Genomic DNA, 14,140 nt, shown 5'->3' with positions numbered 1-14,140 from the left:
CACCCCTCCGCCCGTTCGACCGACCTCGCCGCCCGCTACGAGCGGGCTCCGCACGAGAAAGGAACCCCATGAACGACTCCCGCGACTCCATGCGCGACCAGGACTTCGTACGCAGACTCATCGAGGAACTCGAGGCCGGGCGTCCCGTCGCCCTCTGCACTGTGCTCGCCACGCGCGGCTCCATGCCACGCGGTGCGGGCGCTCGCATGGCGGCCTTCGCTGACGGGGACTTCATGGGCACCGTGGGCGGAGGCAGGGTCGAGCAGATGGCGCTGGACCGTGCCCTCGCCCTGGCGGCAGGCACGGGCGAACCCTTCCTCGAGTGGCTCACCATGGAGACCACGGGCATGGCCTGCGGCGGGGACGCGCTCATCGCCTGCGACCTGCTGGGAAGGGTCGACCTGGACGCCCTGAGAGACGCCCAGAGGCCCAATGCCCAGAGCCAGCCTGGCGTGTACTGCGAGAGCTGGGAGGGCGGCGCGCATCACGCGGAGGTCCTCTCCCTCGACGAGCTCGCCTCCGACGACTCCCGAGCGACCCTCGAGGCGCCCCTCTGGGACGAGGCGAGCAAGAGCTACGCCGAGCCCCTGGGCTCCGACCCCGTCGCCTACGTCTTTGGTGCGGGCCACGTCTCGCACGCGCTGGTGCCCGTGCTCGCGAGCGTGGGCTTCAGGGTCGTGGTGTATGACGACCGTCCCGAGCTCGCAGTGGCGGAGCGCTTCCCCGCGGCGGAGCGCGTGCTCTGCGGTGACTTCCGCTCCCTGGGCGAGCAGGTCCAGGTGAGCCGGCGCGACTACGTGGTGGTAGCGACCCATGGCCACGCTGCGGACATAGACGTCCTGGAGCGCATCGCCCCGGCGGAGCCCGTCTACACCGGCTGCCTGGGCAGCGCCCGCAAGTCCGCCTTCGCCAGGGGCGTCCTGGCGAAGCGTGGCGTCTCCCAGGCGTGGATCGACTCGCTCTGCATGCCCATCGGCGACGACATCCTGGCCGTCACGCCCGGAGAGATCGCCATCTCGATCACGGGGGAGATGATCCGCCGCCGCGCGGAGCTGCGTCCCGTGCGTCCGCACGAGCACTGAGGCCTAGGGCATGGCCCTGGCGGGCACTCAGGCATTGGCCCCGCAAGGGGAGGTTCGTTGGAAGAGAGGTAGCACAATGAACGCAAACGTCACCAGGCGCGGCTTCGTAGCCGCAGCAGCGGCTGCCGGAACCCTTGGTGCCACCGCCTGTTCGAAGCCGACAGACAGCTCGGGCGCCACGTCCACGACGTCCGGGCAGGCCGCGACCGACACCGCCAAGGCGCTGACCGTCTTCGCGGCGGCGTCTCTCACCGAGTCTCTCACCGAGGCCGGCAAGGCCTTCGCCAAGGAGGGCAACGCCGAGCCCACCTACAACTTCGACTCCTCGGGCACCCTCAAGACCCAGATCCAGGAGGGCGCGGACTGCGACGTGTTCATCTCCGCCGCGCCCAAGCAGATGAACGCCCTGGACATCGACGCCGAGAAGGGCAACGACGACAAGCTCGACTTCGTCGACCACTCGACCCGAATCGACCTGCTCGAGAACAAGGTCACGCTCGTCGTCCCCGAGGGCAACCCCAAGAACGTCAAGAGCTTCGAGGACCTCAAGTCCCTGCTCACGTCCGGTGGGGTGCTTCTTGCCATGGGCAACTCCGACGTGCCCGTGGGCCAGTACACCCAGAAGATCTTCACCTACTTCGGCCTGGACGAGGCGAGCCTCTCTTCCGCCGGGGTACTCTCGTACGGCAGCAACGTGAAGGAGGTCACGGCGCAGGTCAAGGAGGCGTCCGCCGACTGCGGCATCATCTACAAGACCGACGCCACCTCCGCGAAGCTCACCGTGGCGGACGAGGCCACCGAGAAGATGTGTGGCAGGGTCATCTATCCCGCGGCCGTGCTCAAGGGCTCCAAGAACGCCGATGCCGCCAAGTCCTACCTCGAGTTCCTCCAGGGCCCCGACGCCTCCGCCGCCTTCGAGGCCGTGGGATTCACGCCGCTCAAGAAGTAACGGTCCATGGACTGGTATCCGCTCATAAACTCGCTGAGGGTGGCCGCCGTCTCGGCCACCCTCGTGTTCTTCCTGGGAATCTGGTTCGCCGACGTCGTCGCCCGCCTGCCGAGGGTTGTCAAGGGCGTGCTGGACGTCGTCCTGACCCTTCCCCTGGTCCTGCCGCCGACGGTCGTGGGCTATCTGTTGCTCATCCTGCTCGGGCCGCGCCGACCCATCGGTGCCTGGCTCCTGGACAACCTCTCGCTCAGGCTCACCATGGTCTGGTACGCGGCGATCTTCGCCTCGGTCGTCGTGAGCTTCCCCCTCATGTACCGCACGGCCCGCGGCGCCTTCGAGTCCTTCGACCAGACCCTCGCCGATGCCGCCCACACCCTGGGTCGCTCCGACGCCTGGGTGTTCTGGCGCGTCAAGCTGCCCTGCTGCCGCCAGGGCATCATGGCCGGCGTGGTCCTCGCCTTCGCGCGTGCGCTGGGGGAGTACGGCGCCACCTCGATGGTCTGCGGCTACACGCCCGGCTCCACGGCGACGGTCTCGACCACCGTGTACCAGCTCTGGCGCACGGGCGACGACGCGGGGGCGCTCGCCTGGGTGCTCGTGAACCTCGCCATCTCCGCCGTGGTGCTCCTGGCGGTCAACCTCATGGAGCGTCGCGAGCGCGAGTCCGCGGTCGTGGGGAGGTGGTCGTAGTGTCCCTCCTCGTGGACGTCAGGAAGCGCCTGGGGGGCTTCTCGCTGGACGTGGCCTTCGAGCTCGAGCGCCCCCACGAGGTCGTCGCCCTCCTGGGCGCCTCGGGCTGCGGCAAGTCCCTCACCCTCAAGTGCATCGCGGGAATAATGCGGCCCGACGAGGGACGCATCGTGCTCGACGACCGCGTGCTCTTCGACTCCGAGGCGGGCATCGACCTCCCTGCCCAGCAACGCCGCGTGGGATACCTCTTCCAGAGCTACGCCCTCTTCCCCAACATGAGCGTGGAGCAGAACGTCATGGCGGCGATCCGCGCGGGCAGCAGGCAGGAGCGCCGCAAGAGGGCGCGCCGCGAGCTCGAGGCCCTGCACGTGGGCGAGCTGGCCGCGCGACGTCCCCGGGAGCTCTCGGGCGGGCAGCAGCAGCGCTGCGCGATGGCCCGCATCTTCGCGAGCGACCCGGAGCTCCTGCTCCTGGACGAGCCCTTCTCCGCCCTCGACGGTTACCTGCGCTGGCAGCTCGAGCTCGAGCTCGCGGACACGCTGAGGCGCTTCCCGGGCGGGGTGGTCTACGTCTCGCACAACCGCGACGAGGTGTATCGCATGTGCGACGGCGTCTGCGTGGTGAGCGACGGCCGCTCGGGCCCCAAGATGGGCATGCGCGAGCTCTTCGAGGCGCCGCGCAGCCTCGCCGCGGCCCTCATCTCGGGATGCAAGAACGTCTCGCCCGTCAGCGCTCTGCCGGACGGGAGCCTGCGCTGCGAGACCTGGGGCGTGACGCTCTTTTGCGAGGTCCCCTTCGGGCTCGACGTCACGCACGTGGGGATCCGCGCCCACTACCTGCACATGGGCGAGGGAGAGAACCGCATTCCCTGCGTCGTGGACCGCATCATAGACAGCAGCTTCTCTACCATCGTGATGCTGCGGACGCCGGCCGGCGGCCTCCTGCGCTACGAGTGCGAGAAGGACGCATGGGAGGGCCTCGAGGCGGGGGAGAGCTGCGTGGTCCACGTCGCCAGGAGGGACGTGCTTCCGCTCGGGGAAGGTGGGGCGAGGTGAGGGACGGTCAGGGACGCAGCATCGAGTACCTGCGCGTCTCGGTAACCGACCTCTGCAACTGCCGCTGCCAGTACTGCATGCCCGCAGGCGGCGTGCCCATGCTCGCGCACGACCAGATCCTCTCGTTCGAGGAGATCGTCGAGGTCGTCGCAGCCTGCGCCGAGCTCGGCGTGCACAAGGTCCGGCTCACGGGCGGTGAGCCGCTCGTGCGTCGTGGCATCGTCGACCTCGTGCGCATGCTCGCAGATGTGCCGGGCATCGACGAGCTGGCGCTGACCACCAACGCCACGCTCCTGGCGCCCCTGGCGGCACCCCTGCGCGAGGCGGGGCTCGGCCGCCTCAACGTGAGCCTCGACACCCTCGACTCCGTGCGCTACGAGCTCATCACGCGCGGAGGCAGGCTGCGCGACGTGCTCGCGGGCCTCGAGGCAGCGCACGACGCGGGCTTCTCGCGCACCAAGCTCAACGCGGTCCTCATGGGTGGCGTCAACGACGTGGACGTGCGTCCCCTCGCGGAGCTCGCGCGCGACGGTGCGTACGGCATCTCGAGCGTGCGCTTCATCGAGCTCATGCCCATGGGGGAGTGCGCCTCGTGGCCGTCTGGCCGCTTCGTGCCCGCGGACGTGGTGCTCGACCGTGTGGGGGAGCTCGAGTTCGTGGGACAGGACGGCGTCTCGCAGGTATTCTCGGCACCGGACTGGAAGGGGACGGTCGGCCTCATCCGGCCGCTGAGCCACAAGTTCTGCAGCGGCTGCACGCGCCTCAGGCTCACGGCGGATGGCATGGTCAAGCCCTGCCTGCACTCAGGGCAGGAGATTCCCGTGCGAGGGCTGCATGGGGAGGAGCTCGCGCATGCACTACGCGGGGCCATCGCCGCCAAGCCCGCGGAGCATCACCTGAGCGCGGCGCTGGGCCAGGTGAGCGAGAGCCTGCGCGCGATGAACGAGATTGGAGGATGAGGATGGAAGAGCTCACCCACTTCAACGAGCAGGGCCGGGCGCGGATGGTGGACGTCTCGGCAAAGGAGAGGACCCAGCGCGTCGCCCGGGCGGGCGGCAGGGTGCTCATGAGCCCGGCGACGCTCGAGCTCGTGCGCACGGGCGGGATCAAGAAGGGGGACGTCCTGGCCGTGGCCCAGGTCGCGGGCATCATGGCAGCCAAGCGCTGCTGGGAGCTGATTCCCATGTGCCACCCCATCCAGCTCACGGGGGTGGACGTGTCCTTCTCCCTCGAGGAGGACGGCATCGCGCTCGAGGCGAGCTGCCGCTGCTGCGGCGAGACGGGCGTCGAGATGGAGGCGATGACCGCAGCCTCCGTGGCAGCCCTGACTATCTATGACATGTGCAAGGCGGTCCAGCGCGACATGGTGGTGACAGACGTCCGCCTCCTCGAGAAGGACGGCGGAAAGAGCGGGCACTTCGTACGGCCCGAGGGGGAGGGGGAGCATGGGAAGCACGCTGAGTGACGCACGGGAGGGCGAGGTCGTCTCCTGCTGCGTCAGCGAGCGCAAGGGCATCCGCAAGCATGCGGTCGACGCCATCGAGCTCAGGGTGGGCGTGGGCATCGAGGGCGACGCCCACGCCGGCAACTGGCACCGCCAGGTGAGCCTGCTCGGTGACGAGTCGGTTGACACCATGCGGGACAGGGGGGTGGAGCTCAAGGCGGGGGACTTCGCCGAGAACATCCTGACGCGCGGCCTCGCCCTGAGGGAGCTTCCCGTGGGGACGGCGCTCGAGGTGGGACCCTGCCTCCTCGTGGTGACCCAGATCGGCAAGACCTGCCACAACGACTGCGAGATCCGTCGCCTGGTGGGCATCTGCGTCATGCCCACCGACGGCATCTTCTGCGTGGTGGTGCGTGGCGGCACGGTACGTCCGGGCGACGCGATCCGCGTGCTCGATGAGGAAGCGGTCAAGCAGCTGTGAGCGCGGTGCGCGCGCGAGGCTCAAGGAGGTTGGCATGAGGCAGATTAGGACAGAGGACGCCGTCGGGCACGTGCTGTGCCACGACATGACGCAGATCATCCCGGAGGACGACGGGGACCGCAAGCGCTACAAGGGCGCGCGCTTCCGCAAGGGGCATGTGGTCGAGGCGGAGGACATCCCCGTGCTCCTCTCCATGGGCAAGCGCAACATCTACGTCTGGGAGATGGACGAGACGAAGGTGCACGAGGACGAGGCGGCCCAGCGCCTGGCGGCGCTCTGCCTCGGCGAGGGCCTGGAGCCCGCCGGCGAGCCTCGCGAGGGCAAGATCAACCTGCGTGCGACCTGCGACGGCGCCTTCGTCGTGGACTCCGGGCGGCTCGTCGCCGTGAACTCGGTGGAGGAGGTTATGGTCGCCACCAAGCCGGGCAACATCGCCGTCCGGGCGGGCCAGGTGCTCGCGGGCACGCGCGCCATCCCCCTCGTGGTGGACAAGGCGCGGCTCGAGGCGGCCGAGGCCGCGGCCGGCGGCAGGCCCCTCATGCGCGTCGCGCCGTACCGCCTGAAGACGGCGGGCATCCTGACCACGGGCTCCGAGGTGGCAGCCGGCATCATCAAGGACCGCTTCACCCCCGTGGTCGAGGAGAAGCTCAGGGGCGTCGGCGTCGTCACCACGCAGCGCGAGGTCGTGGACGACGGCATGGACAACCTCCTGGCAGCCCTCGCCCGCATGCGCGAGACGGACGTGGACCTCATCATCTGCACCGGCGGCATGAGCGTCGACCCGGACGACAACACGCCCGGTGCCATCAAGGGCTCGGGAGCGCGCATCGTGACCTACGGCGCGCCCGTGCTTCCCGGGGCCATGATGCTCCTGGGCTACTACGACGGGGAGTTTGGCGGCGCGGGTGCGACGGGTGCCTCGGGGCGTCCCGTCATGGGGCTCCCCGGTTGCGTCATGTACAGCAAGACCACCATCTTCGACCTGGTGCTCCCGCGCATCGCCGCCGGCGTCGAGCTGGGCAAGCGCGACTTCGTGGTCCTGGGCGAGGGGGGCATGCTCTGATGGCGGAGGGACCTGGGAAGGGCTACCAGGCGGCGGTCGTCACCGTGAGCGACCGCTGCTCGCGCGGGGAGCGCGAGGACGCGAGCGGCCCGGCGCTGAGGGACTTCCTCGAGGGGGTGGGCTACGACGTCGTGGCGAGCGAGGTCGTGCCCGACGAGCAGGCGCAGATCGAGCGCGTCCTGCGCGCCCTGGTCGCCCGGGACGTCGCCCTGGTCGTGACCACGGGAGGCACGGGCTTCTCGCCACGTGACGTCACGCCCGAGGCGACCGCCGCGGTCTGCGAGCGCATGGTCCCCGGCATCCCGGAGGCGATGCGCGCCGCATCGATGGCGATCACGCCGCACGGCTGCCTCTCGCGCGAGGCCTGCGGGATCTGCGGTGGCAGCCTGGTGGTCAACCTGCCGGGGAGCCCCAAGGCCGCATGCGAGAATCTCTCGGCGGTGATCGGGCCGATCGCACACGGCCTGCGCATGCTGCGCGGCGGGCAGGCCGACTGCGCGGCGGGGAAGTAGGGGCGGCCCGTCCCGCCTCGGGTGGGGCTCGCAGGAGGAAGAGAGAAATGCCGCGCAGGTTGAGAATTTCCTGCGCGGCATTTCCTGTCTAGCTGGGACTTTGTGCCCTTCACGCGCAAACCAGGCATGACCTGCGCGTCACGGGAAGCCCCTCTCCTCATGCGTGCCCCATGCGCGCATGGCGTTCGCAAAATTGCTATAGACCTAACAACATATATCTTGTTAGACTAGGTTAACCACCTTCGAGGGGACTGCAGAGAGGGACGCAGGCAGGGCCTCGTCCCGCAAGCGAACAAGGAGGAAACCATGTCTCTCATCGGCAAGGAAATCGACGACTTCAGCGTCAAGGCGTTTCACGAGGACCAGGTCAAGACCATCACCAAGGCGGACGTCCTGGGCAAGTGGTCGCTGTTCTTCTTCTATCCCGCGGACTTCACCTTCGTCTGCCCCACCGAACTCGAGGAGCTGGCGGAGAACTACGCCGCCTTCCAGCAGGAGGGCTGCGAGGTCTACTCCGTCTCCTGCGACAGCGAGTACGTGCACAAGGCCTGGCACGAGGAGTCCGAGCGCATCGGGAAGGTGGACTACCCCATGCTCGCCGATCCCGCGCACGTGCTCGCGCGCAGCTTCGACGTGCTCATCGAGGACGCCGGGCAGGCGGAGCGCGGTGCCTTCATCGTCGACCCCGAGGGTCGCATCCAGGTGTACGAGGTGACGGCGGGCGGCATCGGCCGCAACGCCGTGGAGCTCCTGCGCCTGCTGCAGGCAGCGAAGTTCGTCGCCGCCCACGGCGACCAGGTCTGCCCCGCCAAGTGGCATCCCGGCAGCGCCACCCTCACCCCGGGCCTCGACCTGGTGGGCAGGCTGTAGGCGGGCCGGCGGCGTTGCCCGCAGCTCAGGTCCGCCCGCAGCTCAGGTCCGCCCGCAGCCCAGGCGCGCCCACGGCCCAGGCTCGCCTGCAGCCCAGTCCCATACGTTGCCGCGCATTCCATCTCTGGAGTGCGCGGCATTCTCGTCTGACCTGCGCCTTCGTCGGATTCGGCGCACGCTGGCGCCGCATTGCGCGCATCCTTCTCGCATGACCGCATGGGGAGGCCGTCGTCTTGGGGATATACTGGCCGTTGCACACGAGCGGAAGGGAAGACCCATGGCACAGAAGATCCAGGGGACCGAGGACCTGTTTGGCGGCTACATGCGCGCCTGGCAGCGCATGCAGGACGTCGCGCGCGAGCTCTTTGGCGCCTATGGCTTCGACATGATCGAGACCCCGGCCATCGAGCAGGTGGACACCTTCGTCCACGGCATCGGCGAGTCGACCGACGTCGTGCGCAAGGAGATGTTCCGCGTGGTCTCCGGCGCGCTCATGGAGAACCTGCTCGCCGCCGGAAGCGAGAGGGGCCTCAAGGCCAAGCAGCGCATGGCCATGCGTCCCGAGGGAACCGCCGGCGTCGTGCGCTCGGTGGTCGAGAACAACCTCGTCCCGCAGGGGGCGGCTCCCGCCAAGCTCTGGTATGCCGAGGCGATGTTTCGCGGCGAGCGTCCGCAGAAGGGTCGCCTGCGCCAGTTCCACCAGGTGGGCGTGGAGTGGTTGGGTGCGCCCGACCCGGCGGCAGACGCGGAGTGCATCATCATGCTCATGGAGTTCTACAAGCGCCTGGGCTTCGACCCCGCACGCCTGCGTCTCTCGATCAACTCGATGGGCGACGCCGCCTGTCGTCCCGCCTACCGCCAGATGGTTCGCGACTTCATCCTTGCCCACGCCGACGAGATGTGCGAGGACTGCCTGGAGCGCGCCGAGATCAACCCCCTGCGCAGCTTCGACTGCAAGAACGACCACTGCCGCGAGGTCATGGCCTCGGCGCCGCTTGCAAAAGACAACCTCTGCGACGACTGCAGCACCCACTACGAGCAGGTCAAGCGCTACCTCGACGCCGCGGGCGTCGCGTACGTCGAGGACCCCACGCTGGTCCGCGGCCTCGACTACTACACCCGCACGGTCTTCGAGGTGGAGGCGCTCGACGCGGGCGTCGGCGCCATCGGCGGCGGCGGTCGCTACGACGGCCTCGTCGAGCTCGAGGGCGGCAAGCCCACGCCCGGCATAGGCTTCGCCGTGGGCTTCGAGCGCATCGCCCTGGCCCTCGCCGCCCAGGGCGGCAGCCTCGAGACCCCGGAGGAGAGCTGCGTCTACGTGGCCTGCGCCTCTCCAGAGCAGCGCGAGGCGGTGTTCGAGGCGACGCTGGCCCTGCGCCAGGCGGGCATCCGCAGTGAGGCGGACTACCAGGGCCGCTCCCTCAAGTCGCAGTTCAAGCAGGCGGACAAGTGCCACGCCCGCCTCTGCGTGGTGCTGGGCGAGGAGGAGCTCGCGCGTGGCGTCGCCACGCTGCGCGACATGGAGTCCCACGAGCAGGTCCAGGTGCCCCTGTCCGAGCTCGCTGGCCAGGTGGCCGGCAGGATCGCCTAGGTCCAAGCTCCCGGCACCAGACGCGGGCGAAGCCCTCGCATCGCCCGCTTTCTACGAGGCCTCTGCCAGCTTGGCGGGGACCTCGTGCCCAATCAGCCTCGCGTCGTCGCGCGCGTCAAGGCCCAGGACCCTGCCCCCGCGCTGGAGCGCGAAGCCCGGGTGCCGCCTCTGCCAGAGCGACACGACGAGGGTCCAGAGCGGGATGAGCATGCAGAGGAAGGCGTACGCCGCGCTGCCGGTGGGCATGCCGACGAAGGCGCAAAGTCCCACGCAGGAGGTCGTCCAGGGAATGACCGCGGGGATGATCGCCGCGCTGCTCGAGAGGTCGAGCGCCAGCGCGCTGCCGTCGCCCTCTATCTCGTCGCAGAGCTGGGCGGTGAGCATGAGCGAGACCACCTGGTCGCAGGCGATGCAGGCGGTGACCACGCTGGTCACGAGGACTCCCGCGAAGGGCGTGGTGCGCCCCGCGAGTCGGCGCACGAAGGCGCGGATGCCCCGGAGGAGGCCCGTCTCCTCGAAGAGGCCGGAGTAGCTGGAGGCCACCGCGACGATTAACGCGATCTCGGTCATGGAGAGGACCCCACCTCCGTTCACCATGCGCCCGATGGCCAGGTTGGAGGTCCTGAAGCCGAAGAGGAGGATGCCCGGGAGCTCCCCCAGGGGGACGTGCTGGGCGAAGACGCAGAGCAGAAGCGCGCTCGCGAGGCTCGCGAGCATGGTGCGCAGGACGCTGAGCTTTGCCAGCGAGAGGACCAGCACGAGCGCGATGGGCGCGAGGACGTACCACGAGAGGTCGAAGGACGTCGCGAAGGAGCCCCTGAACGAGGGTGCCATGCCCGCGCCTCCGGCGGCGGGACCCAGCGCGGCGTAGATCAGGGCGCAGGCCACGACGGGCACGACGGAGATTCGTAGCATGCGCCCGAGGTTCTCGCGCAGGCTGCTGTGGGTGATGGTGGAGACGAGCATGGCCGTGCTCGACATGGGCGAGCAGCGGTCCCCCAGGAAGGACCCGCTGATGATGGCCCCGCCCACGATCAGGACGTCCGCCCGCATGGCCGTCGCGATGGTCATGCACACCACGCCCACGGTGGCCGAGGCGGCGAAGGAGCTGCCGGTCATCGTGGACATGAGACCGCAGAGCACGAAGGATGCCAGCGGAAGGGTGGAGGGACTTACGAGGCGGACCGAGAGGCAGGTGACGGCGGGGATGGTCCCGGCCGCGCGCCAGGAGGCGGTGAGCATGCCTATGACCACGAAGAGCACGAGCACCCTTCCTATGGAGAGGGGCCCGCGCGCGGCGACGCGCAGGAGCTCTCCCAGGCGATGCCCCCTGTGGAGGCCGTAGCCCACGAAGAGCGCGAGGCCGCAGGCCAGGGGCACGAGGAGGGAGAGGCCGAAGGCTATTCCCACGGCAAGCGACAGCGCGAACGCAGCCAGGACCAACGCCTCTGCCATCTTTTACCGCCCCTTCCAGCATCGCCTGCCCCTCGCATCCTATGGGTCTCTCGGCTGTATTTCAAACTGTTATATTTGATACTTGTAACAAAATATTCTTGTGAGTTGCGACCGGTTCACAGGCCTCGTGCGCACGGTCGCAGAACGGAGCGAGCCATGAACTTCCAGACCATGGACTACTTCGTCGCGGTGGCGGAGGAGAGGAGCTTCACCCGCGCCGCCGCGCGCCTCTCGGTCACGCAACAGACGCTCTCGGCCCACATCGCGGGCGTCGAGCGCGAGCTCGGCGTGAGGCTGCTGGAACGCAGGGTGCCCCTCTCGCTCACCCATGCCGGGGAGGTGTTCCTGGGGTATGCCCGCCGCTTCCAGGGCGAGCGGCGCACCATGGGGCGCGAGTTCATGGACATCGCGGGAGACCAGCGCGGCCTTCTGGGCGTGGGCATCGCGAGCACCCGCGGCCACATGCTCATGCCCGAGGCGGTCGCGCGCTTCCAGGAGCTCAGGCCCGGCATCGACGTGAGGCTCGTCGAGGCCGAGAACCAGGAGCTCGTCGAGCTGCTCCGGCAGGGGACCGTGGACCTGGTCGTGGCCACGGTGGACGCGGACGAGCCGGGCCTCGTGGTGCGCGAGCTCAAGCGAGAGCGCGTGGTCCTGCTGGTGTCGGAGGGGCTGCTCCGGCAGCTGTTGGGCGGGGGCTGGGAGGCCGTCGTCCGGGAGGCGGAGCGCACGGGGAGCGTGGCGGCGCTCGTGGACTGTCCCTTCATGCTCCTGGGCAGGGGAGACGAGCCGGGCGACCTCTCCCGCAGGATCCTGGGGCGCTCGGGCGTGCCGCTCAGGCCGCGGGTGGAGTCCAAGAACTCCGAGACCCTCGTCGAGCTTGCGGCGCGGGGGGTCGGCGCTTGCTTCGTTCCGGACGACCTGGCGCGGGCGGCACTCGCGGCGCACCCTGGCTCCGACCTCAGGGCCATCGGGCTGGGCCCGGACGTGGGCATCTCCATCAGCCTTGCCTGGAGGGCGTCGAGCCACGTCTGGAGCGTCATCGAGTCCTTCGCAGACCTGCTTGAGGAGCAGGTGCTGGCGGCTGTATAGGGAGCCTGGACCCTCTCGCCCGGTCTCCCGTCCTGGGACAAGGTCCCCGCCTGCTCATTTCAAGGAAAAATTTATCTTGAACGTGCTTTTGTGTCAGACTTCCCTCGAACACGCCGCCTTCACATGCAGCGGAAATACTGCGAGCGTGGATCAAGGACCGACTCCGTGCAAGTAGCGACGAGGGAGTGGCCATGAACGTTACAAAGGACCTGCCGGGCATGTCGCCCGTCGCGTCGGCGGCATCCGCGTCCAAGCCGCCTCGGGACACCGTCCAGCCCGTGTCCGCCCAGGGAAACGCGCTCCTGGACGCCGTCATGGCGACGGTGCGCACCGCGCCGGGGTCCCCCGCCTACCAGGAGTCGGGTCACGAGGACGTCAGCTACGCGGAGCTCTGGAGGCTCTCGTGCAGGGTCGCGTGGCGCCTTCTGGAAGTCGCCCCCGGACGTGCCCCCGTGGTCGTCTATGCTTCCAAGTCCTACCTCGCCGTCGCCTCCTTCCTGGGATGCCTCCTGAGCGGACATGCCTTCGTCCCCGTGGACAGCGAGCTGCCGTCATCGCGCGTGCGTGACATCGTGAGCCAGATAGAGGATGCCGCCCTCGCGTGCTGCCAGAACGTGCCGTCGTCCCTCGCGGGCGTGCTGCCCTCCGACCGCATCGTCGACGTGCGCGAGCTTGCCGCCGACGAGGCCGTGTCGGGCAGGGAGGGCGAGCTCCCCGTGCCCCCTCGCGAGGGCTGGGTCCAGGGCGAGCAGACCAACTACGTCATCTTCACCTCGGGCTCGACGGGCCGCCCCAAGGGCATCGAGGTCTCGGCCGCCAACGTCGCCAACTTCATGGGCTGGATGAGGGACTTCCCCGTCGTGTCCGAGGGTGGCCGCGTCTTCCTCGACCAGGCGCACTACTCCTTCGACCTCTCGGAGTACGAGCTCGTGGGGGCGCTCTCGACGGGCGGCTGCCTGCATGCCGTGCCAGGCGAGGTCGCCGCGAGCTACAAGGACCTCTTCGAGGACCTGGCGGGCTCCGGCGTGGAGGTGTGGGTCTCGACCCCCTCGTTCGCGGACCTCTGCCTCGTGGATGGGCGCTTCGACGCCAGCCTCCTGCCAGAGCTCAGGATGTTCCTCTTCTGCGGAGAGGAGCTCAGGCGCCAGACGGCGCAGGAGCTGCGCGAGCGCTTCCCCGACGCCCTCGTGGTGAACACCTACGGGCCCACCGAGTCCACCGTGGCGGTCACCTTCGCCCCGATCGGCGATGAGGAGCTCGCCGGGAGCGCGCCGCTCCCCGTCGGCGTGCCCCGCCCTGGCACCGAGCTCAGGATCGTGGACCACCAGACGGGCGAGCCCTGCCCCGCGGGCGTCTCCGGAGAGATCGTGATCGTGGGCGACACGGTGGCCAAGGGCTACTACCGCAACCCCCAGAAGACCGCCGAGGCCTTCTTCCAGACCACGATGTCGGACGGCAGCCCCACCCGCGGCTATCGCACGGGCGACCAGGGCCACCTGGACGAGGGCGGGGTGCTGCACTGCGAGGGGCGCTTCGACTCGCTGGTCAAGCTCAACGGCTTCAGGATCGAGCTCCAGGAGGTCGAGGGTGCGCTCCTGGAGATGCCGGGTGTGAGCCAGGCGGCGGTTCTCCCCGTCGTACGCGACGGGAGGGTGCGGAGCCTGCGGGCCTTCGTGGTCCTCTCGCGCCGGGACGCCGACGAGGCGGACTTCGACCTCGCCCGCGGCCTGAAGGCGGACCTCGCCGTGCGCCTGCCCTCCTACATGGTCCCTCGCTCGGTGAGGATCCTCGATCGCATGCCCCTCACCCCCAACGGCAAGGTCGACCGCCGCTCCCTCCAGGCCCCCTAGCGGGTGAGA

At 69.2% G+C, this 14,140-nt stretch carries 14 protein-coding genes; 13 read left to right on the top strand and 1 reads right to left on the bottom strand.

Annotated elements, in window-relative coordinates:
* Nucleotides 1-68: 68 nt before the first annotated feature.
* The 11 genes from HMPREF1008_RS00920 (at nt 69) to hisS (ending at nt 9,737) form a co-directional block, all read left to right on the top strand.
* Nucleotides 69-1,082, top strand: a complete 1,014-nt coding sequence (locus tag HMPREF1008_RS00920) for an XdhC family protein (protein WP_009277967.1) — start codon at nt 69-71, stop codon at nt 1,080-1,082.
* Nucleotides 1,083-1,158: 76 nt separating this feature from the next.
* A complete protein-coding gene (modA, locus tag HMPREF1008_RS00915; protein ID WP_009277966.1) occupies nt 1,159-2,031 on the top strand; it encodes a molybdate ABC transporter substrate-binding protein in 873 nt (290 codons plus the stop codon).
* Between the two features lie 6 nt (nt 2,032-2,037).
* Nucleotides 2,038-2,721: a molybdate ABC transporter permease subunit gene (modB, locus tag HMPREF1008_RS00910; RefSeq protein ID WP_009277965.1), complete on the top strand. Its 684-nt coding sequence runs from the start codon at nt 2,038-2,040 to the stop codon at nt 2,719-2,721.
* Nucleotides 2,721-3,776, top strand: coding sequence for a sulfate/molybdate ABC transporter ATP-binding protein (locus HMPREF1008_RS00905; RefSeq protein ID WP_009277964.1), 1,056 nt, complete (start codon nt 2,721-2,723; stop codon nt 3,774-3,776). Before modB ends, HMPREF1008_RS00905 begins: the two co-directional genes overlap by 1 nt.
* A complete protein-coding gene (gene moaA / locus HMPREF1008_RS00900) occupies nt 3,773-4,735 on the top strand; it encodes a GTP 3',8-cyclase MoaA (protein WP_009277963.1) in 963 nt (320 codons plus the stop codon). Before HMPREF1008_RS00905 ends, moaA begins: the two co-directional genes overlap by 4 nt.
* 2 nt (nt 4,736-4,737) lie before the next feature.
* Nucleotides 4,738-5,241, top strand: a complete 504-nt coding sequence (gene moaC, locus HMPREF1008_RS10340) for a cyclic pyranopterin monophosphate synthase MoaC (RefSeq protein WP_009277962.1) — start codon at nt 4,738-4,740, stop codon at nt 5,239-5,241.
* Nucleotides 5,222-5,701 (top strand): MOSC domain-containing protein, encoded by a 480-nt coding sequence (locus tag HMPREF1008_RS10335; protein ID WP_009277961.1) that lies wholly within the window; start codon nt 5,222-5,224, stop codon nt 5,699-5,701. Before moaC ends, HMPREF1008_RS10335 begins: the two co-directional genes overlap by 20 nt.
* A gap of 34 nt (nt 5,702-5,735) precedes the next feature.
* Nucleotides 5,736-6,764 carry a molybdopterin-binding protein gene (locus HMPREF1008_RS00885; RefSeq protein ID WP_009277960.1) on the top strand — a complete coding sequence of 343 codons (1,029 nt, stop codon included), beginning with the start codon at nt 5,736-5,738 and terminating at the stop codon, nt 6,762-6,764.
* The gene (locus HMPREF1008_RS00880) at nt 6,764-7,276 is read left to right on the top strand and encodes a molybdenum cofactor biosynthesis protein B (protein ID WP_009277959.1); all 513 of its coding nucleotides are present in this window, start codon (nt 6,764-6,766) and stop codon (nt 7,274-7,276) included. The genes HMPREF1008_RS00885 and HMPREF1008_RS00880 overlap by 1 nt, the downstream gene beginning before the upstream one ends.
* A 306-nt stretch (nt 7,277-7,582) precedes the next feature.
* Entirely contained in the window at nt 7,583-8,146 is a 564-nt protein-coding gene (ahpC, locus tag HMPREF1008_RS00875; protein WP_009277958.1) for an alkyl hydroperoxide reductase subunit C, read from the top strand.
* A 277-nt stretch (nt 8,147-8,423) separates the two neighbouring features.
* Complete coding sequence (gene hisS / locus HMPREF1008_RS00870) at nt 8,424-9,737, top strand: histidine--tRNA ligase (RefSeq protein ID WP_009277957.1); 1,314 nt, start codon at nt 8,424-8,426, stop codon at nt 9,735-9,737.
* Nucleotides 9,738-9,788: 51 nt separating this feature from the next.
* Here hisS and HMPREF1008_RS00865 read toward each other — a convergent pair whose 3' ends face one another.
* Nucleotides 9,789-11,192: a Na+/H+ antiporter NhaC family protein gene (locus tag HMPREF1008_RS00865; RefSeq protein WP_009277956.1), complete on the bottom strand. Its 1,404-nt coding sequence runs from the start codon at nt 11,190-11,192 to the stop codon at nt 9,789-9,791.
* A 156-nt stretch (nt 11,193-11,348) separates the two neighbouring features.
* Between HMPREF1008_RS00865 and HMPREF1008_RS00860 the strand changes: the two genes are divergently transcribed.
* Nucleotides 11,349-12,281 (top strand): LysR family transcriptional regulator, encoded by a 933-nt coding sequence (locus HMPREF1008_RS00860; RefSeq protein ID WP_009277955.1) that lies wholly within the window; start codon nt 11,349-11,351, stop codon nt 12,279-12,281.
* Between the two features lie 191 nt (nt 12,282-12,472).
* Nucleotides 12,473-14,131: an amino acid adenylation domain-containing protein gene (locus HMPREF1008_RS00855; RefSeq protein WP_009277954.1), complete on the top strand. Its 1,659-nt coding sequence runs from the start codon at nt 12,473-12,475 to the stop codon at nt 14,129-14,131.
* Nucleotides 14,132-14,140 lie beyond the last annotated feature (9 nt).

This window comes from Olsenella sp. oral taxon 809 str. F0356 (assembly GCF_000233535.1).
GTDB classification, from domain to species: domain Bacteria; phylum Actinomycetota; class Coriobacteriia; order Coriobacteriales; family Atopobiaceae; genus Olsenella_I; species Olsenella_I phocaeensis.
Note: the sequence above shows the minus strand (reverse complement) of the source record. Positions and strands in the feature narration are given on the sequence as shown.